The organism is Streptomyces sp. NPDC001351 (genome assembly GCF_042896045.1).
GTDB lineage: Bacteria > Actinomycetota > Actinomycetes > Streptomycetales > Streptomycetaceae > Streptomyces.
In genome coordinates this window covers 188,216-207,706 of the sequence record NZ_JBIAWS010000010.1, presented here as the reverse complement: position 1 = coordinate 207,706, position 19,491 = coordinate 188,216, and the positions used below count along the sequence as shown (strand labels likewise).

18 protein-coding genes and 2 pseudogenes are annotated in these 19,491 nt (G+C 68.3%); 13 read left to right on the top strand and 7 right to left on the bottom strand.

Features of this window, described 5'->3' with window-relative positions; translation table 11 throughout:
* Positions 1-103 precede the first annotated feature (103 nt).
* On the bottom strand, positions 104-829 hold the full coding sequence (locus ACFY1U_RS33775; RefSeq protein ID WP_390697949.1) for a rhomboid family intramembrane serine protease: 726 nt from the start codon (positions 827-829) through the stop codon (positions 104-106).
* Positions 830-943: 114 nt separating this feature from the next.
* Here ACFY1U_RS33775 and ACFY1U_RS33770 point away from each other — a divergent pair, with 114 nt between their 5' ends.
* From ACFY1U_RS33770 to ACFY1U_RS33755, 4 genes are all read left to right on the top strand, one after another.
* Positions 944-2,149, top strand: coding sequence for a sensor histidine kinase (locus tag ACFY1U_RS33770; RefSeq protein ID WP_390697948.1), 1,206 nt, complete (start codon positions 944-946; stop codon positions 2,147-2,149).
* A complete protein-coding gene (locus ACFY1U_RS33765) occupies positions 2,146-2,832 on the top strand; it encodes a response regulator (RefSeq protein WP_390697947.1) in 687 nt (228 codons plus the stop codon). Before ACFY1U_RS33770 ends, ACFY1U_RS33765 begins: the two co-directional genes overlap by 4 nt.
* Before the next feature lie 554 nt (positions 2,833-3,386).
* On the top strand, positions 3,387-4,520 hold the full coding sequence (locus ACFY1U_RS33760; RefSeq protein WP_390697946.1) for a PQQ-binding-like beta-propeller repeat protein: 1,134 nt from the start codon (positions 3,387-3,389) through the stop codon (positions 4,518-4,520).
* A 356-nt stretch (positions 4,521-4,876) separates the two neighbouring features.
* Positions 4,877-5,503 carry an ATP-binding protein gene (locus ACFY1U_RS33755; protein ID WP_390697945.1) on the top strand — a complete coding sequence of 209 codons (627 nt, stop codon included), beginning with the start codon at positions 4,877-4,879 and terminating at the stop codon, positions 5,501-5,503.
* A gap of 84 nt (positions 5,504-5,587) precedes the next feature.
* Here the strand turns inward: ACFY1U_RS33755 and ACFY1U_RS33750 are convergent, their stop codons facing one another.
* Both ACFY1U_RS33750 and ACFY1U_RS33745 read right to left on the bottom strand, forming a co-directional pair.
* Positions 5,588-6,994 carry an ATP-binding protein gene (locus ACFY1U_RS33750; protein ID WP_390697944.1) on the bottom strand — a complete coding sequence of 469 codons (1,407 nt, stop codon included), beginning with the start codon at positions 6,992-6,994 and terminating at the stop codon, positions 5,588-5,590.
* A complete protein-coding gene (locus ACFY1U_RS33745; protein WP_390697943.1) occupies positions 6,975-7,700 on the bottom strand; it encodes a response regulator transcription factor in 726 nt (241 codons plus the stop codon). Before ACFY1U_RS33745 ends, ACFY1U_RS33750 begins: the two co-directional genes overlap by 20 nt.
* Positions 7,701-7,852: 152 nt before the next feature.
* Here ACFY1U_RS33745 and ACFY1U_RS33740 point away from each other — a divergent pair, with 152 nt between their 5' ends.
* Positions 7,853-8,608: a hypothetical protein gene (locus tag ACFY1U_RS33740; protein WP_390697942.1), complete on the top strand. Its 756-nt coding sequence runs from the start codon at positions 7,853-7,855 to the stop codon at positions 8,606-8,608.
* A 785-nt stretch (positions 8,609-9,393) separates the two neighbouring features.
* Here the strand turns inward: ACFY1U_RS33740 and ACFY1U_RS33735 are convergent.
* Entirely contained in the window at positions 9,394-10,446 is a 1,053-nt protein-coding gene (locus tag ACFY1U_RS33735) for an aldo/keto reductase (RefSeq protein ID WP_390697941.1), read from the bottom strand.
* Positions 10,447-10,554: 108 nt separating this feature from the next.
* Here ACFY1U_RS33735 and ACFY1U_RS33730 point away from each other — a divergent pair, with 108 nt between their 5' ends.
* From ACFY1U_RS33730 to ACFY1U_RS33715, 4 genes and pseudogenes are all read left to right on the top strand, one after another.
* Complete coding sequence (locus tag ACFY1U_RS33730) at positions 10,555-11,184, top strand: TetR/AcrR family transcriptional regulator (RefSeq protein WP_390697940.1); 630 nt, start codon at positions 10,555-10,557, stop codon at positions 11,182-11,184.
* 364 nt (positions 11,185-11,548) lie between these two features.
* Positions 11,549-12,220: pseudogene (locus tag ACFY1U_RS33725) on the top strand (IS5 family transposase); the annotation flags it as partial.
* 345 nt (positions 12,221-12,565) lie between these two features.
* Positions 12,566-13,399 carry an esterase/lipase family protein gene (locus ACFY1U_RS33720; RefSeq protein ID WP_390697939.1) on the top strand — a complete coding sequence of 278 codons (834 nt, stop codon included), beginning with the start codon at positions 12,566-12,568 and terminating at the stop codon, positions 13,397-13,399.
* 23 nt (positions 13,400-13,422) lie between these two features.
* Positions 13,423-14,301 carry a GNAT family N-acetyltransferase gene (locus tag ACFY1U_RS33715; protein WP_390697938.1) on the top strand — a complete coding sequence of 293 codons (879 nt, stop codon included), beginning with the start codon at positions 13,423-13,425 and terminating at the stop codon, positions 14,299-14,301.
* 95 nt (positions 14,302-14,396) lie between these two features.
* Here ACFY1U_RS33715 and ACFY1U_RS33710 read toward each other — a convergent pair whose 3' ends face one another.
* The gene (locus ACFY1U_RS33710; protein ID WP_390697937.1) at positions 14,397-15,392 is read right to left on the bottom strand and encodes a hypothetical protein; all 996 of its coding nucleotides are present in this window, start codon (positions 15,390-15,392) and stop codon (positions 14,397-14,399) included.
* 1,082 nt (positions 15,393-16,474) lie between these two features.
* Between ACFY1U_RS33710 and ACFY1U_RS33705 the strand changes: the two genes are divergently transcribed.
* Positions 16,475-16,885, top strand: a complete 411-nt coding sequence (locus ACFY1U_RS33705) for a hypothetical protein (protein ID WP_390697936.1) — start codon at positions 16,475-16,477, stop codon at positions 16,883-16,885.
* A 141-nt stretch (positions 16,886-17,026) separates the two neighbouring features.
* Here the strand turns inward: ACFY1U_RS33705 and ACFY1U_RS33700 are convergent, their stop codons facing one another.
* Positions 17,027-17,305: a hypothetical protein gene (locus ACFY1U_RS33700; RefSeq protein ID WP_390697935.1), complete on the bottom strand. Its 279-nt coding sequence runs from the start codon at positions 17,303-17,305 to the stop codon at positions 17,027-17,029.
* Here ACFY1U_RS33700 and ACFY1U_RS33695 point away from each other — a divergent pair.
* Positions 17,207-17,524: pseudogene (locus tag ACFY1U_RS33695) on the top strand (transposase); the annotation flags it as partial. The gene ACFY1U_RS33700 and the pseudogene ACFY1U_RS33695 sit on opposite strands and share 99 nt — an antisense overlap.
* Positions 17,525-17,601: 77 nt before the next feature.
* On the opposite strand, the gene ACFY1U_RS33690 reads toward ACFY1U_RS33695, so the two are convergent.
* Complete coding sequence (locus tag ACFY1U_RS33690; protein WP_390697934.1) at positions 17,602-18,474, bottom strand: aldo/keto reductase family oxidoreductase; 873 nt, start codon at positions 18,472-18,474, stop codon at positions 17,602-17,604.
* Between the two features lie 130 nt (positions 18,475-18,604).
* Here ACFY1U_RS33690 and ACFY1U_RS33685 point away from each other — a divergent pair, with 130 nt between their 5' ends.
* Together ACFY1U_RS33685 and ACFY1U_RS33680 are read left to right on the top strand one after the other, a co-directional pair.
* Positions 18,605-19,051 carry a winged helix-turn-helix transcriptional regulator gene (locus tag ACFY1U_RS33685; RefSeq protein ID WP_390697933.1) on the top strand — a complete coding sequence of 149 codons (447 nt, stop codon included), beginning with the start codon at positions 18,605-18,607 and terminating at the stop codon, positions 19,049-19,051.
* A gap of 33 nt (positions 19,052-19,084) precedes the next feature.
* A complete protein-coding gene (locus tag ACFY1U_RS33680) occupies positions 19,085-19,489 on the top strand; it encodes a transposase (RefSeq protein ID WP_390698063.1) in 405 nt (134 codons plus the stop codon).
* Positions 19,490-19,491 lie beyond the last annotated feature (2 nt).

The following is a 19,491-nucleotide window of genomic DNA, read 5'->3' as shown; positions in this document are numbered from 1 at the left end:
ACCTCATACAGCCACACCGCATGGGCGGTGATCTCCCGCCGGGAGCCTGAACCCCTTCTACGACACCGCCGGCCCGGCTCCGCAGCCAGCCCTACCCGGTGGGTCAACGACCCGGCAATCGCCCCAGCCCCACGGCCACCGGCTCAAGTTGACAATGCCCGACATTGGTATGTTCCTCGGTTTGAAGCGGCGCTGCGCGTACCGTCGGTCGGTGCAGGTAGCGGTGGCGGGCGTCGGACGACCGCAGTGCCCATGCCAGCAGTATGCCGGTGCACAGTGCTGTCACGTGGCCGACGGGAGTGACCTCCAGCGTGGTCAGGCCGCTTGTGATGTGTGGTGCGCGCACCGCGAACGCGGCGAGCGCGGTCCATTGGTGCCACCGCCGGGCTCCCGCTACCGTCACGGCGGCCAGGGCCGAGACGATTACGTAGGACGGGCCGACGTCCAGCGTCGCTCGCAGGGCCGGGTCTGCCTGGCCCGCCTCGATCCGTGCTGCCAGCAGACCTTCGCTCACCAGTGTGCCCAGGACTTGGCCGGCCGCGATGAGCGCGAGCGCCCGTATGTTGCCGAACCGGATGACGAGAAGTGCCAGTATGGCCCCGGCGAAGGCGATGCTGCGCAGACAGGCCCAGGGATCGTCGCCGAACAGGAAGGCGGAGGTGATGAGCGCCTCCACCGGATGATCTCCCATATTGGCCAGGTTGGTCGATGCCCAGGCGTTCACCGCGTGATCACCGCCGTACGTCAGGGACGACACGGCGGCGAGCAGGGCGAAGCCCCAGGGCACAGGGGAAAGCCATCGGCGGGCGGGGGTCCGGGAGAGAGCCATGTGGCCGACCCTGGCAGTGGGTGCCCGGTCTGCGGATCTGGCCAGGGAATGACTGGCTGATCTCTGTCTCTGGACAGAGGCGGATGATCGCTCTCCCGGGCTAGGGTCGGATGCATGCGAGTCATGATGCTGAGGCATGACGCGGCGGCCCGTGCCAGGAGGCTGACGCCGAATCAGCTGGTCGCGCTGGATGTGCTTTTGGCCGTGGTCCTGATGGCGTCGAACGTCTTGTGGTGGACCCTTGGCGCGCATCGCACGGGCTGGCCGGCATGGCAGACCGTGCTGACGTGCTCGTTGGGCGTGGCCGTCGCCGTCCGGCGGCTGCTGCCCCTGCCTGCACTGGCGGTCGGGTCGGTGGTGATGGCCGCCAACGGCGCGCTCAGTCTGACGGGGGTGCTGGCGACTGCCATGCTGGTGTACGGGGTGGCGGTCGCCCGCCCCGTGCGTGTCTCGGCGTACGCGTGCGTGGTGGCAGGCGCTACACAAATCGCCTTGATGATCCCCATGCAGGGCATCACAGGGCACGACTACTGGGGGTGGCCGGGCATGAGCCAAAGCCTCATTGTCGAGGCCGCCGCCTGGGCGATCGGGTGGTCCACCAGGCAGGGCCGCGCCTACACCCGAGGCCTGGTGGAGCAGGCCGAAGAGCGGGCACAGCTCCTCCTCGTCGAGGAACGCATGCGCATCGCCCGGGAGCTGCACGACGTCGTCGCGCACAGCCTGAGCATCGTCGCGGTCCAGGCGGGCGTCGGCCACCACGTCATCGGCAGCCGGCCTGACGAGGCCGCGAAGTCCCTCGCCGCGATCGAGACGACGAGCAGGGACGCCCTGGGAGAGCTGCGTTCACTGCTGGGCGTCCTGCGCGATGACGACGGTGCCGAATGGCTGCCCGGCGGCCTGGACGACCTCAACACGCTCCTCGAGCAGATTCGATGGGCCGGTGTCCAGGTCGAGTTGACGATCAGCGGTCACCCGCACCCCCTCCCCCGGGGTCTGGATCGCGCCGCCTACCGCATCGTGCAGGAAGCTTTGACCAACGTCGTCAAGCATGCCCGCACCGGCCACGCCCGGGCGACGGTCGCCTACGCGCCGGGCGAGGTCGCTTTCACGGTCGTCGATGCCGGAGTCGGCCGCACGTCCACCCCGATCACCGAGGGCCACGGCCTGACCGGCATGAAGGAACGCGCCGCCCTCTACGGCGGCGAGGTTCACGCGGGCCCGCTCTCGCCGCACGGCTTTCGCGTCACCGCCCGCCTGCCGTTCGCCGCGGAAGAGCGAACAGCCCAACTCCCCGTGAGCGCCGATCTGGAGGACGCATGACGGTGCGGGTCGTCGTGGTGGACGACGAGACGCTGGTGCGTGCCGGGTTCCGCGTGCTGCTCGAGTCAGAAAACGATCTCCAGGTCGTCGGCGAGGCGGCCGACGGGACCGAGGCGGTCAGGGTGATCCGCGAACTTCGCCCCGATGTGGCCCTGATGGACATCCGGATGCCCGGGCTCAGTGGCATCGAGGCCATCCGCACGCTGTTCGGAGGCCCGTCTCCGGTGCCCGTACACGTCCTGGTGCTCACCACCTTCGACCTGGACGAGTACGTCTTCGAGGCGCTCCGCGCAGGCGCCGCGGGCTTTCTCCTCAAGGACACTCCACCCGCACGCCTGATCGACGCCGTGCGGGTGATCGCCACCGGGGAGTCGCTGCTGTCACCCGGCGTCACCCGCAGGCTCATCGAGACCTACGTCCGCCGCCCCGGCTACACAGGCCCGGTCACCCATGCCCTGGACGGGGTGACCGGCCGCGAGCGTGACGTGCTGGGTCTGATCGCACGTGGCCTGTCCAACAACGAAATCGCAGCCGAGCTGTACCTGACCGTTGGCACGGTCAAGACCCACGTCAGCCGTCTGCTGACAAAGCTGGGAGCCAGGGACCGGGCCCAACTCGTCATCGCCGCCTACGAAAGCGGACTGGCCACTACTTGGGGGGCACGACCTCACGGCGGACGATGATCCACAGCCGGGGCCTCCCGGTCTCGGGCCGGTGCTCGCGGAAGTTTTCGATAACCTTGCTCATGATCTCGCTTGGGCCTCCTGAGCGGATGAACAGCAGCAGCGCAGCTTTGGTATCGCGCCAGGTGAGGCCGGGCCGCACTGACACTGGGCCGCCAGGCAAAATCATCGGGGTTCAGCTCGGCGGCGGCAAAGGTGATCGAGGCTGGTGACCCCCTCAAGGCCCTGGAGTCCTTGCCGTGGCGGATGTGGAGCTTGCCGAACCGGCCCAGGTTCCACTTGATGTCGTCCACCAAGTCGAGCTTGCACGCCTCGCTCACCCGCAGCCCTGACCGCGGGCACTGGAGAGCGGCCGGACGGTGGCCTCGTCCGGGGTGTCGGTGAGGGCAGGTTTCCGCCGTTGACCTTTTCCGTAAAGTTGCCCAATTCAGTCGCCGGATGATCATATGTTGTCGGACATGCTGCTTCGAGGCCTTCGTGCCAAGGGAACTCTCGAGCTTTTCGTGGCCAGTTGCTCAGGACTGGGCTGTATCGCTGCACTGATAGCAGTCGTCATGGGTCAATTGACCCCGTGGTGGGTGCTGGTCCTCGTGCCCCTGGGACTGTTCAACGCGATCGAGGTCATCGGCTACTTCGCCTACCTGCCGGTTGTCGTGAAACCGTACGTCCTGGGTCCCGCCCGAGCCGCCGACGGTGACCGGAAGGGGCGGGAAGAAGGGCAGCGACGCGGCGCCTTGCTCTGGCAGCTGGATACTGGCGGAGCCGTGAAGGAATCATCACCCGTCGTGGTCGACGGTACTGTCTACGTCGGCACTTGGAACCACCTGCTGTGGGCCGTCGACGCCGTGTCCGGCGAGGAACGCTGGCGCTGCAGGATCGGCGGCGTGGTGGCGGCTTCCCCGACCGTCGTCAACGGCACGGTGTACATCGGCAGTTGGGACAAGAACCTGTGGGCGGTGAACGCCGTCTCAGGTCAGGAGCGGTGGAGGTTCCCAACGGCCGGCCTGGTGCGGTCCACGCCGGTGGTGGCAGACGGCATGGTCCTCTTCGGCAGCAACGACGGTTACTTCCGGGCGGTCGACGCCGCTACTGGCGAGGGCCGGTGGCAGGTCGGCGTCGGCAAAGGCGTGCGCTCCTCGCCGGCCATGCTGGGGAACTCGGTGTACGTCGGCAGCAACGACGGCTTTCTGTGGGCGCTGGACACCGTTTCCGGCCAGGTACGGTGGCGGCTGAAGACGCTGAGCGGGCTGTGGTCCTCGCCGGTGGCGGCCGAGGCGACCGTCTACGTCGGCAGCGCCGACCGGCACCTGTGGGCAGTGGACGCGGCGACAGGTCAGGTCCGGTGGAAGCTGCCGGCCGGCAGATGGGTGAAGTCCACCCCGGCGGTGGCCGACGGCATCGTCTACTTCGGCACCACCGACGGGTACCTGTGGGCGGTCGACGCGGTGTCCGGCGAGACCCGGTGGAGACGTAGGGTGGGGGTCTGGGTGCGATGGGCTCCGCTGGTGGCCAACGGCACGCTGTACATCGGAACCAACGACGGCCGCATCTGGGCGCTGGACATGCTCTCGGGCGACGAGCAGTGGACGGCGCAGACCGGCAGCCCCATCTTCTCCACCCCGGCGGTGGCCGAGGGCGTCCTGTACTTCGGTCTCCAAAACGGGCGCCTTCTGGCTGTCCGCGCCTGACCAGAGAAGTACCGGGTCACGGCTACGGGACCTGGCAACCCCAGGGGGTGGCGATGACAACGAGCCGGTAGTGATCACCGATCCCGGTCAGCATCTTGCCGTCGGGCCGTCCGGGCGGAGGCACCAGCCACCGTCGCGCCGTTGTCAGGCGTCGGGCGTCGGGCGGCTGGCCTACCGTTCTCGGACTCGCAACAAAGCCACCAGGCTTCGTTCACTTCGAGCGTCAGCGCTCGTCAATCAGCCTGCTCCGCCGCGCCGGGCCGCTGCTGGGGCCCATGACAGAGCCGCGGAGTCCGGGATGTGAATCTTGAGGGGTTTCCCGCGAGGCGAACGCAAGCCGACTGGATACTTGTCCGATGGAGGTCTCAAGAGGTTCGTGGGTTAACACCACGCACGATTGGTCCAGTGTCATCGATCTGAGTCATCTTGCGCATATCCGGCAGAGTCCAGCGGAGTTCGCACCGGGTGGCCCGTTGCATCTTGTCCTCGAGGTGCTTGCCTATGCCGCTGATGAAGCTTCGACCAAGGGAGGTGGGCGCTGTCTCGTCACTCTCTACCCGGATGGTTCCTTGTCCGTGGCAGACGACGGGCGGGGCACTGATACCCGTATGGACGAGCAGGGTCACGTCGTGAAGAAACCAGTCATGGCATCAAAGGATCTTCGGTTCTTCGACTTCCCAGGCGCAGAACTGCTTCCAGACGGCCATCCACGTCGAGGCATGTCTGTCGTTGCAGCCCTCAGCGAATGGCTCATCCATACCAACCGTCGCCGCAACGGGGCCTGGACCCAACGCTACGAACACGGCATCCCGGTCACCGACCTGGAGCCCGTCGAGCCCGACGGAACCACCGGGACACTCGTCCACTTCAGACCGGACGGGCCGTCTCATTCCGCAGGGACATCGACGGAGAGCCAGTTGAAGCGTCTAGCCATAGCCTGGCCAGACCTGGACATTCAGGTAGACGATCAATCCAGCGGCTGACGGTCATGGCTGCGTGAGGATGCGGGTTCTGTCAGCCGGCGGCTGTCAGGCATGCCTGGTCGGGTTCACCACCGTCGCCTCGTCTCAGTCCTGCGAGCCAGGACGAGAGGAGGTCGGCAGACTCACGGTGACGAGGGCTCCGCCCGAGGGCTGGTTGGCCAGGGTTACCAGACCGCCGTGGGCTTCGGCGATCATCCCTACGACGAACAGGCCGAGCCCGGCGGCCTGCGCATCGGGGAGCTGGTCCGGTGGTGGGCCGGCGAGCACGGCGCGCGGGAAGCCTTGGCCCTGATCGTGAACGCGCAGGTGTATCACGCCATCGGCGCGTTCGGCGCCCAGGGTGATGCGGCCTGGCCCCGAGGGCCCTGAGTGGCGCAGGGAGTTGTCCAGGAGGTTGTGCAGGACCTGGCGCAGGCGAACCGGATCGAGGTCGGCCGTCACTTCGGGAAGGCCGCGAGGGTCGACGGCGATGGTCGCTCCCTCGGCCATCGCACGGGGCCGGAACGCGTCGGCCGAGTTTGTGAGCAGCCGCTCGAGCGATACGGGCTCGCGACGCAGCGGGAGTCGGCCTCCTCGGGTACGGGCGAGCACGAGTAGGTCCTCGGCAAGACCGACCAGCCGGTCGGTCTCGGCGGTGGCCGACCGTATGGCGGCTTCCAGCTCGGCGCGGTCGCGCGGACGTGCCGTGGCCAGTTCGAGCTGGGCCCGGAGCAGCGCCAGGGGCGTGCGCAGTTCGTGTCCGGCCATGTCGACGAAGCGGTGCTCGCGCTCCAGGGCTTCCTGGAGGCGGGCGAGCATGGCGTTGAGCGTGTGCGCGAGCCGGGCGAGTTCGTCTTTGCCCGGCGGAACGGTCAGCCGCCGCTCGGGTTCGGTCTCGGAGATCGCGGCAGCCTCCCGTCGGATGCGCTCGACCGGGCGCAGGGCGGCGCCTGCGAGCAGCCATCCGGCGTACGAGGACGCGAGCAGGGCGAGCGGGCCGCCGGCGAGCAGCAGGAGCAGGAGTCGGTGCAGGGCCTCCGCGCGGTCGCCGAGCGGTGCACCGACCACGAGGACGGCGCGCTGAGAGACCGGACCCGGCAGGCGGACCGGCACGGCGAGGAGCCGGGCAGGGTCGTCGACACCCACGACTCGGCGGTCGAGGAAGACGGGCTTGGTGACGGTGCGGGTGCTGCTCGGTGGCAGCATCGGGGCCGCCGCGACGGCGGGGGTCGTCTCCACCACGTCGCCGCTGGGCGTCAGGATCTGGCCGAACGACTCGTCGGGGTCGATGAGCCCACGTCCCGCGTCCAGTGGCGCCCGTTCGCGCTGGGCCAGCGAGCTGACGGAGGCCGCAGCCCGAGCCCGTAGATCTATGTCGATGGCGCGGGTCAGCTCCGTATTCATCCGGGTGTAGAGGAAGGCGCCCAGCGCGGCCATCACCGCCGCCATCCCCAGGCAGAACGGAAGGGTCAGCCGGAGCCGGACGGGCAGCCTAGCGAACGCCGTGAGCACGGTCGGCCTGCTTCGTGCGCGCCGTCCGGTCGGCACGGTCGTCGCGTAGCCAGTAGCCGGCGCCTCGGGATGTGCGCAGTGACTGCCGTCCGAAGGGCCGGTCGATCTTCTGCCGGAGATAGCCGACGTACACCTCCACGACGTTCGAGTCCGCGTCGAAGGTGAAGTCCCAGACGTGCTCGATCAGTTCGGCCTTGGACAGCACCTGGCCGGGCCGCCGCATCAGGCACTCCAGCAGCGCGAACTCCTTGGCCGTCAACATGATCGGTGTACCGTCGCGGGCCACTGAGCGGGTCGCCGGGTCGAGGCTGAGATCGCCCACGGTCAGCACGGCGGGCCGCTCGCGGGCACCACGGCGCATCAGCGCGCGCAGCCGGGACAACAGCTCGGCGAGCGCGAAGGGCTTGACGAGGTAGTCGTCCGCGCCCAGGTCGAGGCCCCGCACCCGGTCCTCGACGGCATCGCGTGCGGTGAGCAGGAGCACGGGCGCCCACGAGCCGGCGGCGCGCATCTCACGCAGTACGCCGAACCCGTCCGTGCCCGGCAGCATCACGTCCAGGACGATCGCGTCGTAGTCGCTCTCCCCCGTGTACCAGAGGCCGTCCTCGCCGGTGGTGGCCACGTCGACCGCGAAGCCGTTCTCCGCAAGGCAGCGCCGCAGCAACTCCGCCATGGGGGCTTCGTCCTCGACCACGAGAATCCGCATGGCGCCTCCTCGGACAGGCCCGGCTGCGTCCAGCGTAGTGCGCGTGGATAAGGGGACGCTGAGCCGGCCGGATGGGGCGCGTGGCCGCTTTCAGGGTCCCCTTAGCCTCGGGCGAGCAGCCTGGAAGCCCACCGCCTGACCAGGGAGTCGTCATGATCCGCACAAGCACGGGCCGCTTCGGCGCGGCCCGCCCGGCGCTGGCTCTCACCGTCGTCGGCTGCACGGCCGCACTCGTCGCGACGGCGTGTGCGCCGAGTTCGAGCCCGCACCACGAGCCTGCTTCGGCCGCCCCGTCCCCCCACAGTTTCTCGGCGACCGTCGACAACCCGTGGTTCCCCCGCACTCCGGGACGGACCCTGGTCTACAGCGGCGTCAAGGACGGTGCGAAATCCACCGAGTACCTCACCACCAGCCGGGAGACCCAGAAGATCACCGGCATCCCCTGCCGTGTCGTACTGGACCGCCTCTACATCGGCCGCACGCTCCACGAGGCCACTCGCGACTACTACGCCCAGGACGCCACCGGCAACGTCTGGTACTTCGGCGAGGACACCGCCGAACTCGATTCCCAGGGCAACATGGTCTCCACCGAGGGAACCTGGCACGCCGGCCAGAACGGCGCCCGGCCCGGCATCTTCCTCCCTGCCCACCCCACACCCGGGACCGGCGGGCAGCAGGAGTACTACCCCGGCCAGGCCGAGGACCACTTCCAGGTCCTGAATCTCACCTCCCGCGTGTCCGTCCCGTACAAGACCTTCACGGGCACCCTCCGCACCAAGGAATGGACACCACTGGAGCCGGGCGTCGTCGACAACAAGTACTACGTCAAGGGCATCGGCACGGTGAAGGAGATCACCGTCAAGGGCGGCCCCTTCGAAGAGAACGTGCTGATCGCGATCAGGGGTTAGGGGTGCGGGAGCACATGGCCAAGAGGAGCGAAGGTACTCGTCCGGGGCGCAGGAGACGTCGGACTCGGCGCACCGGCCCGCGCAAGGCACCGCCTCTCGCAACTGGGCATTCCCGCACGCAGTCTGAGCACGGAAGGGTCGGATGGAAGGCTTCGTACAGGTGGCATCCCCGGTCGGTTCCCGGACGGTACTGATGGGCGGCAAAAGCACAGGACAGGTCTTCACCGACTGCACCCACCACGACCGTGCGCACGTCGGCATCCGCTCCTGACCGGCAGCCGAGCCACCCCACGCGTCGCGCCCCGACGGGCGAGATCGTCAGGTTCGCGCTGGTCGGGGTCCCGACGTGGGGGTGAACCTCGCGGTGTTCAATCTGCGCGGCGCGACCACGCAACGGTAGGCGACAGGAAGATCCGCAAAAAGAACCGGGTGCCACCACCCGGCTCCTGGCCCTGCACACCGCCGCCCACCTCCGTCCCGACACACGGCCCGGACGGCCCGAGGACGGCGGGCCGCTCCTAGACCGGATCGCCACGTTCTGCGCCCCCGACCAGGTCGCCGAGCACGCCGAGCTGCTGGTCGCCACCGACTGGCTCACCGAAGCCGACACCGCCGGAGGAAGGCTACGCGGACAGCTCACCGAACCCATCCCGCCGCTGGGAGTCTGCTGTAACACGCCGGAACCACCGTGTCAGCGACGTCGCCGACATCAGGCCTGGAGTGAGGCAGCACCCCGCCGGCCCGAGTCCGGGATACGCGACTGTTCCTGCTACTTGACGCCGATGTCATGCAGCAGGCGGAGGGACAACAACTGGTGGGTTCAGGCGGGCGAAGCCTTCCTGTCGCTGGTAAGGGAAGTACGGGTAGGGCGCTGTCTTGCCGCTTGCCGCATCGAGTTTCGCCGTCTGGTCGGGCGTGAGCGTCCAGCCGACGGCACCGAGGTTCTGGCGAAGCTGCTTCTCGTCGCGGGCGCCGATGATGACAGAAGAGACGGTCGGTCGCTGCAGCAGCCAGTTGATGGCGATCTGCGGAATGCTTCTGCCGGTCTCCTGCGCGATCTCGTCGAGGGCGTCGACCACGCGGTAGAGGTGTTCGTCCTCGACCGGCGGGCCGTAGTCCGCGGTGTGGTGCAGTCGGCTGTTGGCCGGTAGCGGCTGGCCGCGGCGGACTTTGCCGGTGAGCCGTCCCCAGCCGAGCGGGCTCCAGACAAGGGCTCCGAGGCCCTGATCGAGCCCGAGGGGCATCAGCTCCCATTCGTAGTCGCGCCCGATGAGTGAGTAGTAGACCTGATGTGCGACATAGCGCGGGTGGCCGTATCTCTCCGCGCTCGCGAGGGACTTCATCGCCTGCCAGCCGGAGAAGTTGGAGATGCCGAGGTAGCGGATCTTCCCTGCTCGTACGAGATCGTCGAGTGTGGACAGGACTTCCTCGATCGGCGTGCCGGCGTCAAAGGCGTGCAGTTGGAACAGGTCGATGTAGTCGGTGCCGAGCCTGCGCAGGGCGTCCTCGCACGCGGTGATCAGGCGTGAACGAGAGGAGCCCGCATCGCCTGGGCCGTCGCCCATGGGAAGGCCGGTCTTGGTGGACACGATCACCTGGTCCCTGCGGCCTTTGATCGCTTCGCCCAGTACCTCCTCGGAGGCCCCGTTGGAATAGACGTCGGCGGTGTCGAACATCGTGATCCCGGCGTCGAGGCAGATGTCCACGAGACGGCGTGCTTCTTGGGTATCGGTGTTGCCCCAGGCCCCGAACAGCGGCCCTTGGCCGCCGAAGGTGCCGGCGCCGAAGCTCAGTGCGGGGACCTTGAGGCCGGATGCGCCCAGCCGCCTGTATTCCATGGCTGTTCCTCTCTCGCCGCCCGTAAACTAGCTAATGGGCTTGGAGTTCCGTTAGCGTGGAGCTTCAACGTAGCAGGCGCGAGCGATTAACGAAACTGGAGACCCGTTATGGGGATTGAGGGTGCGGATCCAGGGACCGTCCGTCCTGGAGGGCGCACGGCGCGGGTGCGGGCGTCGGTGCTGAAGGCGGCTGGTGACGCCTTGGCGGAGCATGGCTTTGCCGGCCTGGACCTCGCTGACATCGCGCGCCGTGCCGAGGTGGGCAAGACCACCGTCTACCGCCGCTGGGGAACGGTGACCATCCTGGTGGCCGACCTGCTGATGGACATGGCCGAGCAGTCACTGCCGCGTACCGAGACCGGCTCGCTGCTCGGTGATCTCAAGGCCAACGCCCGGCTTGTGCAGCGCACATTGGCCGACCCGCGGCAAGGAGCGCTGTTCAAAGCAGTGATCGCCGCCGCCACCTGCGAGGCAAAGACAGCCGAGGCCCTGCACCGCTTCTACGACATCCGCGTCAAGGAGTGGGCACCCTGCGTCCAGCAAGCCATCGACCGGGGCGAGGTGCCCGAGGGCACCGATGTCCACGAGGTGATCCGTGCCGTCTCAGCCCCTCTCTACTACCGCCTGCTGACCAGCAGTGACCGCCTCGACGAATCCGCCGCAGACCAGGCCGCCGAGGCCGCAGTGGCTGCAGCGCGTGCGGGAGCGTACCTGCGGGGCGACAAAGATCGTGCGTGACCGGCTTCCCGCATCCGTTGCTGACCGCGGGTCACCGTGCGTGATCTCCGGGGGCACAGCGCTTCCAGGTTCCTCCGGCCGCTTCGGCGAGGCGAGAATCCATCCGCGCAGCCGCCCACGCCGCCTCCTCCCGGGTCGGCGCGAAGAACAGATGCAGCTCATGCGCGGTGATCAGCCGCTTGCACCGCGAAGACGAGCGCGCCGGGACGGCATGCCCTCCGGATTTAGAGGTCCCAACAGAAGCTGTTGATCATGTGACTCTCGGTGTGGATGGTCGCTGGTCTGGTCGTGGGAACGCGTCAGTCGAGGCCGTGGATCGTCTCGGACGAGCTGTGATCACTGTGCGGGATCTTGTGCTGCATACGGCATCCAGTGGGAGTACCTGCCCCAGGAACTGAGCTTCGGCTCGGGCATGACCTGCTGGCGGCGCCTGGCCGCGTGGAACGAGGCCGGGGTGTGGCACCGACTGCCTCCCGTGCTGCCGAAGACGCTGCGGTCAGTCAAGAGGCTGGACTGGTCGGGGGCGGTGATCGACTCCTCCCACGTGCGGGCCGCTCGGCGGGGCCCAACAGCGGTCCCAGCCCGGTCGACCGCGCACGGCCGGGCAGCAGGCACCACCTCATCGTCGACGCCCAGGTCATCCCGCTCGCGGTGTCGCTGACCGGCGGCAACCGCAACGACGTCACCCAGCTCCTGCCCCTGCTCGACAAGATCCCCGCCGTCGCGCGGACTGTCGGCCGGCCACGGCACGGCCCGACGCCCTCCTCGCCGACCGCGGCTACGACCATGACAAGTACCGACGCCTGCTCTGGACCCGCGGCATCCGCCCGGTCATCGCCGAACGAGGCCAACCCCACGGCACCGGCCTGGGGGCATCTTCCGTTACGTGGTCGAGCGCACGATCGCCTGGCTGCACGGCTTCCGCCGCCTGCGCACCTACTGGGAACGACGCGACGACATCCACGAAGCCTCCCTCGGCCTCGCCACCTGCCTGATCACCCACCGCCACGTCCAACGCCCTTGTGAGGACCTCTGAGCGGAGTCGTGCTGTCCAACCCTGCGCCAGACGCCGACGTCGGCTTCGACCCCCACCGTCCTGACAAACGGCTGCACGGACGCCGACGCCGAGCTGCACAGCGTCCTCACCGAGAAGGTCCCCCCTCGCCGGGCGGAGGTCCTCACCATCGAGCAGTGGGTGGCCGGCAGGCAGCGCGGCATCGGCGGAGTCGTACGCCGGCGCAGTATCGCTGGTCCGGTGGTGGGGAATCGGGTCGGCACAGGTGGCGTTGATGTGAGACAACAGAGAGGGGCATGGAAGGGCAGGTGAACTGCCACGGGTACTCCCTTCAAGACTCAGCTGTCGGTGCCGGGGCTGTCTCCGGTGCGTGGCATCAGTGCCGAAGCCGGCCGGGCGGTGGCACGGCTGGTCCGGCTCCCGCTCGACCTCGCGGCGGAAAGCGTCGAGCACCTGACCGGACGGCTCGGCCCTGCCCGGCCTTCGCGGTCGACAGCCGACGGCGAACCCTCGCGGGCCGAGTCGGAACTTCCGGTGCTGCTGGTGCACGGCATGGCCGACCGGGAATGGGTCGTCTCGTCATTGGAACGCGGACTGGGCGGCTGCGGGGCGGGCCCCTTCGTTTCCGTGACGTACAACGGGTTCAGCCCGGACATCCGCACGGCCGCCCGGGTGCTGGGTGAACAGGTGGAGCTGACGGTCGAGCGGTGTGCCGGGCGGCCGGTGGTCCTGATCGGGTACAGCCTGGGCGGGCTGGTCGCCCGCTATTACGTGCAGTGCCTCGGCGGGGATGCGCATGTGCCGCTCGTGATCACCCTGGCGACGCCGCACGGCGGGACCGTCACCGCGCTGCTGGCTCCGCCCCATCCGCTCCTGCGCCAGCTGCGGCCCGGCAGCGAGGTGCTGACAGAACTCGCCCGGCCGGCTGCGGGATGCCGGAGCCGGTTCGTGGCCTTCTACAGCGACCTGGACGAGGCCGTCGTGCCCGCCGCGAGGGGCCGCATCGATCACCCCGACCTGACGGCCCGCAACGTCCTGGTGCCGGGGGTGGGTCACCTGACGCTTCCGCTGCACCAGCCGGTCATCGACGAGGTGCGGGCGCTGCTGACCGCCGCAGGGCGGACAGGCTTCGCCACGCCCCGGCCCGGCCCGGCCGTGACAGCCGAGGCAAAACGGAGCACGCTGAAACATAGCCAGTAGGAACGTCTGTGGGGACCGACAGCATGGCTTCTCCCCCCAGCCCCGACAGCAGCGCTGCCGTACGCCCGTATCGCACCCAGGACGAGGCGGGGGTGCGTCAACTGATCGATGCCGACCGACTGCCCGGTCAGCAGCGTTGCACGGCGCAACGGCTGGCCGCGGCGGGGCGCAGCCCGCTCGCCCTGGCCGGCTGGACCCTGCCCGCCGGCCGCCCCCGAATCAGCGTCCTGGCCGATACCGCAGACCATCCCCGTGGCGTTATCGCGTTCGTGTCGTGGAGCGATGTCCGCACAGGCGTGATCTGCTGGCTGTACGCCCGCGAGAACCCGCCTGCCCTGCGTGCCCTCCTCGGCCATGCATGCGCCGAGCTTGCCGGTTGCCGACAGATTGATGCGTTCGTCGGCGCTCCCCCGGGACCTCTGGGGCCGGGAGGCCTGCCACGCGGCCGCCGCGCCGCCACCCACGACTCTCTGCTGGAGGCCGGGTTCACCGGCCGCCGCCAGGGTTCCTACCTGCACCGGGCGCTACCGGGCGATCCTTGGCCGGCGCCGGCCAAGCTGGTAGCCGACCTCTTTCCCTGTGAGGTCCCTCCGGGGCAGCGACTGATCATCCGTGACGGGGCCGAGCCGGTCGCGGAGGCTGTGGTGAGCGTCGCGCCGGACCACACCGCGACCGTGTACTGGATCGAGACCTGCCCCACCCACCGGGGCATGGGCCTGGGGCGCAAGCTGCTCGGCCAGGCACTGGCACTGCTGGCCGAGCAGCGAGCCGTCGAGGCCGCGCTGGTCATCGACGACAGTGAGGCCTGCACCTCGGAGAGCAGGGCTGTTTCCCGGCTCTTCGGCGCCTCCGGCTTCACCCTCGTCGACGAGCTGTGGACCTACCAGCGGCGACACCCCTGAGCCGGAGACCGGCGGCCGGCCGAGTGGAAACAGCGGCAGCGGCGCCGCCTTCACAGGGGCCGGCAGGGGGTGTCGCGCTGGTGGAGCCCGAACGCTCAGGCGGGGACTCGTTCGGCGGCCCTCTCCGCGGCCTTGAGGACGGTGGAGCGTCCCTGGTGGCGCCGCTCGTACTCCACCACCCGTCGGCAGTGTCTGGGCTCGGCATCGTTGAGCCGCTTGACGACCTCCTCCGCGGACATGCTGTCGTAGCCGGGCCAGGGCAATGGCTCGAGCAGGGCGGCGATACGGCTCAAGACAGCCGAGCGGCCCGCGTGGCACCGTTCATACGCGCCGACGACGGCCAGGTCCGTCTGCGTAAGGTGCGGCAGCCGGTCGATGATCATCTTGCTGCTGAGGCGGCGGTAGTCGGGGATCGGCAGCTCCTCCTCGCTGATGAGGGCTCCCCGCGGTACGCCGTACAGCCGGTCCGCGCCCGGCATTCGTTCGGCGGTCTCCCGCAACCAGCTGCTCCAGTCACGCACCGCCCGCGCCGCACCGCTGACGGTCAGGCCGTTGGTGGCCTCGGCGGATGCCACCGCTTTGTCAGCGTGCTGTTCGAGGGCTTCGGCGAACTCCTCCAGCGCCTCCTCGTCATCCTGGCGGATGGAGGTGAGCAGCTGCGCGCTGACGGTGTCCTCGGCGTCCTGGGCGATGCGTTCGGCGGCCCGGCACAGGGCCAGGGCCAGGGCGGTGACCGCGTACTCGTCCTCGGCGTTCTTCAGCAGCCGGTATTCCGTTGCCAACCCCCGGTTCCGGAACATGACGCCCGGCACGGAGACGGCCATGTCGAGGGGCAGCCGGGCGGCCTGCTCGGTGAACTGCCAAGCGCCCCCGAGGACGCTCTGAACGAGCCCACGGGGCTGCAAGGTGCCCAGGCGTTCGTCGATGCGGTAGACGTGGCCTCGAGCGTCACCCAGGCGACGCTCGAGAACCTCCCGGTGATCACCGGGTGGCGTGACGGCGAGGTGGGCCCTGAAGCGGTCGGCGAGCGCCGATTTGGCCTCACGGACCTCGCGCAGCGCCGGAACGAGCACATCTGTGGCTACGGACATCACATTCCTTCGGATGCTCGGGAAGAATCGGCCGGGAATTCGGCCACCGCCCCCCTAACTCCCACCGTGCCCCGAAACAGCCACCCCCGCATCTTCCCGCCCGACTACTGCCCCTGTCGCGAACCCACGTTGAGCCGAATGCCCTGGCTCAGCGGCCTGAGTAAAGGGCACTCGGGCGACTGCGCACGTCCGGCGCACGCCCCTGACAACATCGACAGGGAAGCCGCCGACTGGGGTACCCGCGAAGACAAGCGAGTGCCGCCATCAGCGCCGGTGACGGCGCGCAGGCGCCGGGCAAGGTCACAGGCGCTACACATGGGACTGAGGGCTTCCGGCATGGACGGGGAGGTCCGCTCTGCTGGCGGCCTTCGCTCTGTAACCGCCTGAATCCGTCACCACGCACCTCCCGTCGCTCCCGCACCCCTGCCCGGCCTGCACCTTCTGAGAGCTCGTAACACGATCATGATTGCGTTACGAGCCATTACGCCCATCTGGAAGAAACGCGATCGAGGAGTTCACCTCCGACAGTGCCGAGTAGGCCTTCTTCCGGTTCAGGTTCTTCATCGGCAGATCTCTTGGCCTCGCCGTGCCTGCTTTCAGCTTCAGCGGTAGGTTTGGGTCGAGCACTTGACCCTTCGGAGGCGGGTTTTTGCATGGCGACCGCGGATCCACCAGCCACTCCGATCGCGGCAAGCAGGACAGGGGTGGCGATCAAGATGGCGAAGACTCTACGTGCACGCATGGCTTCCCGCCTCGTCTAGGGCAACGTCGCCACCAAGCTACCTCGCTGATCATTCCGAAAAACCGCTCAGCGAACTACCCACTCGCATGGCCGAGCGCGCCAGCCCTCGGCGAGATGGTCAATTCACCGGCCTTGACTCACTCGATCACGGCGGCTGTCTCCGAGCGTGCGTAGAGGAGGGCCGGACCGTTGGGGGCCTTGCTGTGGCGGATGGCGATGCCGTTGTCGTAAGCGCCAGTAACACGATCATGAGCTCCAGTCCCAGTAGACCTGTCATGGTGGAGCGTGGGGAGCGTGGCCCTGAATCGTGGGGGCGGCCTGTGAGGGGACGAGGGGCTGGATGAGCGTGGTGTGGGCGGCGACGTCGCCGGAATCGGGACTGTTCCATCCGGTTGAGCGTCGTTCGGAGGTGAAGGATCTGTCAGATCGCTTCAACGACCTGCGTTCCTGCGGCCAGGGGTACCTTGAGGTTCGGTCGCCGAACAGGGAGTTCCCCGTGCTGATCCTGGCCTTCCGAGATAAACACGCGGTCGTCCACTTGATGAGTGACACCGAGCGGATGTCTCTGCTCGTAGGTGACGGCACCGTGCCCTCAAGTGCCGAGGTCGAAGTCCCGATTATGTGCGACCTCGCCGTGTTCACCGGTGACTTTGTCCTGGATATCGATCGAGCGTGGGAACTGGTGCATAACTTCGCGCAGACGCGGGCGGCCGGATCTCTGGGCGAATGGCGTGAGTTGCAGTCCCCGTGACGCGATCATGATCGGTGCTTCTTGAGGCGTCTGCCGCGTCCGTCGCAGATCAGGCGGTGCTTGCTGCCCGTCTTTCGCCGGTCGACCGGCGACGGACCGGGTCGGCTCCCCCGTTTTCGCACACATGTGGGAGCCGTCCACTCATGCGCGGGACCAGTCGAGTTCACCGAGCGCGTTCAGCTCGGTGAGCAGGATGCGGTGCAGTTGGTCGAAGACCCCGGCCAGCTGCCACCGCTCCAGGCAGCGCCAACTTGACCTGCCCCACCTCTCAGGTTCCAGTTCTGCCGGCTGACTGACGGCCTTCACGAAAGGCTGCCGGACATTCCCCGCGCCTACCCCGCTGAGTTCCGCGCCCGCGCCGTCATGTTGGTGCGGGCAGGAAAAGAACAGAAGCAGACCGCCGTTGACCTCGGCATCCATCAGGTCACCTTGTCGAAGTGGTTGCGCTAAGACGACATCGACAACGGACGGCGCCCTGGCAGGGTCTCGGCGGAGTCCGCAGAGCTGCGTGCAGCGCGGCGACGAATCCACGAGCTGGAAACCGAGCTCGAAATCGTCCGCAAGGCCGCCAAGTTCCTCGGCGAGGACAAGCCGACCCCAAAAAGGCTCTACCCGGTGATCGACCGTCTCGTCTCGTCGATGCCGGAGCACCGGTCGCGCCAAGGTGAGCGGGGCCGGAAGTTGAACGGTGGCTTCGGTCGTGGCTCGGGGGCCGTTCAGCGGTTGATGTCGTCCAGCTCGGTCAAGTCCTCATGAGAGAGGGAGAGTCCCGCGCCGGCGATGTTCTCGCGCAGGTGTGCCGTCGATGACGTGCCGGGGATGAGCAGGATGTTCGGTGATCGCTGCAGCAGCCAGGCCAGTGCGACGGACATCGGTGTCGCCTGCAGTCGGGCGGCGACCGCCGAGAGCGCCGAGGTCTGGAGCGGGGTAAAGCCCCCGAGGGGGAAGAAGGGCACGTACGCGACGCCGTCGGTGGCGAGCCGGTCGATGAGCTTGTCGTCGTGGCGGTGGGCGAGGTTGTACAGGTTCTGCACGCACACGATCGGCGCGATGCTCTGTGCCTCGGTGACTTGCTCCTCGGTGGCGTTGCTGACCCCGAGGTGGCGGATCAGGCCCTGCTGCTGGAGTTCGACGAGCGTCTCGAACGCCTCGGCGAGCGAGCCGGGCTGGGGACCTTCGGCGTCGCCGAGTCGGAGGTTGACCAGGTCGAGTACGTCGAGCCGGAGGGACTTGAGGTTGTCGTGGACCTGGCGGCGCAGATCGTCGGGTCGCCGGGCCGGAGGCCAGCCACCCTGTTCGTCGCGGGTCGCGCCCACCTTGGTCACGATGTGCAGCGACTCGGGATAGGGGTGCAGTGCCTCGCGGATCAACTCGTTGGTGACCCGCGGCCCGTAGGCGTCGCTGGTGTCGATGTGGGTGACACCGAGCTCGACCGCTTCACGCAGAACGGCCAGGGCACCCTCGCGATCGGCGGGCGGCCCCATCACCCACGGGCCGGCCAGTTGCATGGCCCCGTAGCCGAACCGGGCGACGGTCAGGTCACCCAGCGTCCAGGTGCCGCCGGGAAGAGAGAGGGAGGGTGTGCTCATCGAGTTGCCTTTCGTCGTGCACTTGGGGGTGGCGCCTGCTGCCTCCCTGCATCAGCATTGGAGAGAAACTTCCTCTCGGGAAGTAGGCACTTTGGAGTGCGTAACCACCCATCGGTGAGAGGTGCGATCAGTGACGACGATCAACGCGGCCCAGAAGAGGGCTCAGGCCAAGGTGGAGTACAACGCGTTCCTCGCAGAGTGCCCCAGCCGGCAGCTGCTCGACCGCATCTCGGACAAGTGGGTCGTCCTGATCCTGTGTGCGCTGGGCGGCGACAACAGCCCTGCCAAGCCCGGTGCAGCACACGCAGACGCTCCGAAGGCGATGCGTTACTCCGAGATCTCTCGGCTTCTGGCCGGTGTCAGCCAGAAGATGCTCACCCAGACACTGCGGTCGCTGGAACACGATGGTCTGCTCACCCGCACCGTGACGCCAACCGTCCCCGTCACCGTCTCCTACGAGCTGACCAACCTCGGCCTCTCGCTCCACCACATGACGCGCGGACTCAGAAACTGGGCGCAGACACACATGGCCGAGGTCCTCGCAAACCGCGAGAACCACGACGCCCGCACCTCCTGACGACTCACATCCAACCGTCCAACAGCTCCACCCCTGGCGCCTGCGGGCCAGCCGGCCTGCGAAGCCGCAGGCGGCGCCTCGTCTGTCGCCACCGACTCGCAGTCCGTCAAGGCGGACGCTGTGGTCGGCGCGGACAGCCGGGGCTTCGACGGCGGCAAGGTGGTCAACGGCCGCAAGCGGCATGTCGTGGTCGACTCGCTCGGCCTGCTGCTGGGCGTGATGGTCACCGCCACGGACACCGGCAACCGCATCGCCGCCCAGGTGCTGCTCGGGCAGGTCGCCGTGCACCACCGGCTGGAGCTGGTCTGGGCCGACGGCGACACAGTTCAAACGCCTGGCCGTGCGCCGGGAACGCCGCCTCGAACTTCACGAGGCCTTCGTCTCATGGGGCTGCAGCCTCGTCTCTGCCGGCGACGACTCAAGAAGGCCGGATCGTGATC